We start from the raw sequence: 1,162 nt of genomic DNA, 5'->3' as shown, positions 1-1,162 counted from the left end.
GCTAAAGGCTGCCTGAAACTGAACAACAGCCGTTTTTTAAAACAATCCGTTACACTTGATTTTTTCTTATCAATGGATTGCCGAACGCCCTTATGGCGTGCATAGCCCAAGTTCGGCAATAACGGCTGTCCATTTCAGGCAGCCTTTGGTAGCAGGTGCGTAACTTCAGTTATAAATCAAATGTAAAAAAGCACAAGTTGCAAACTTGCGCCGTCGGGGGTATTTATAATCTTTGAACTGTTGACGTTGCTGAGGTTGCTGACCCCAAAGGTTGCAGACTGTTTTTTTTGCGGTGTATTGTTTTGCTCCGCCATTGCTGTGCCCTTTCAAATAAATCATTGCCGGAATTACCGATCACGATATAGACCCGCGTCTTTAAGGTTTTGGATATACTGCGGCATACCCACTTTATTAACCTCTTCGATATACTGCGGCAAAATCACTTGCGGGATATTCTTCCGCTCCAAACGCACCTCGTCCATCCGCGCTTTATGCTTGCGGTAATCCGCCATCGATTTCACCACCGGGCGCTTAGAACACAGCTTGAGGCTTTTATCCATCAATTCAAAATCCCGCTTGATCAGTTTATCCTCGTCGGAGGTGCCGTAATCAATAAACAACTGGTTGCAGGCCAGGAAATGAACCGTGATGTTGGATCCTTTACCTAAGTTCGTGCCGATATTTGGCGGTGGCGGCGGCAGGGGGACGATGGCGGTGTAGCTTTCGTTATATTGTTCTATAATCCTGAGTTCTTCCTGATTTAGCCCCCCTTTTTCCCAGCTCGGATTCCATTGGGAATATGGAGTGATACGCCAGTGCACCCTTACCGTCAAGCCCGGCCGCCAGGTGGCAGGGATTGTCATGCCCCCGCAAGTAGAGCCGCCGCCCCAGCGCCGTTTGCCCACTTGGTCTAAGGCCACACCGCTGGTATTGGGGATGCAGCCGCCATTCACATTGCCGCCCGATACACTTTCATAAGTGTAAACCAAGGCCTCTACCGGGGTAAAATAAGATTCGTTCTTCCCGCCGACGATGCCGACAAAAGGCTGGTAGGCACTGCTACAGCCGCTTAAACTTAGCCCCAGCAGGATGCTGCACGACGCAAGCATGGTTTTATTCATGATGATGGCTCCTTGGTGTTGAGTGATGGCTTTTTAACTTT

1 protein-coding gene is annotated in these 1,162 nt (G+C 49.2%); it reads right to left on the bottom strand.

Annotated features, from left to right (window positions below; genetic code table 11):
- Positions 1 to 347: 347 nt before the first annotated feature.
- The gene (locus tag FHQ23_RS11005) at positions 348 to 1,121 is read right to left on the bottom strand and encodes a DUF3304 domain-containing protein (RefSeq protein ID WP_139614367.1); all 774 of its coding nucleotides are present in this window, start codon (positions 1,119 to 1,121) and stop codon (positions 348 to 350) included.
- Positions 1,122 to 1,162 lie beyond the last annotated feature (41 nt).

Origin of the sequence: Testudinibacter crocodili (assembly GCF_006228025.1) — a bacterium.
GTDB lineage: Bacteria > Pseudomonadota > Gammaproteobacteria > Enterobacterales > Pasteurellaceae > Chelonobacter.
This window is presented reverse-complemented; position numbering and strand designations above follow the sequence as displayed.

Bases quoted from the DNA above. Each gene is read 5' to 3' on its own strand.
- FHQ23_RS11005 (WP_139614367.1), bottom strand. From the start codon at position 1,121: ATGAATAAAACCATGCTTGCGTCGTGCAGCATCCTGCTGGGGCTAAGT.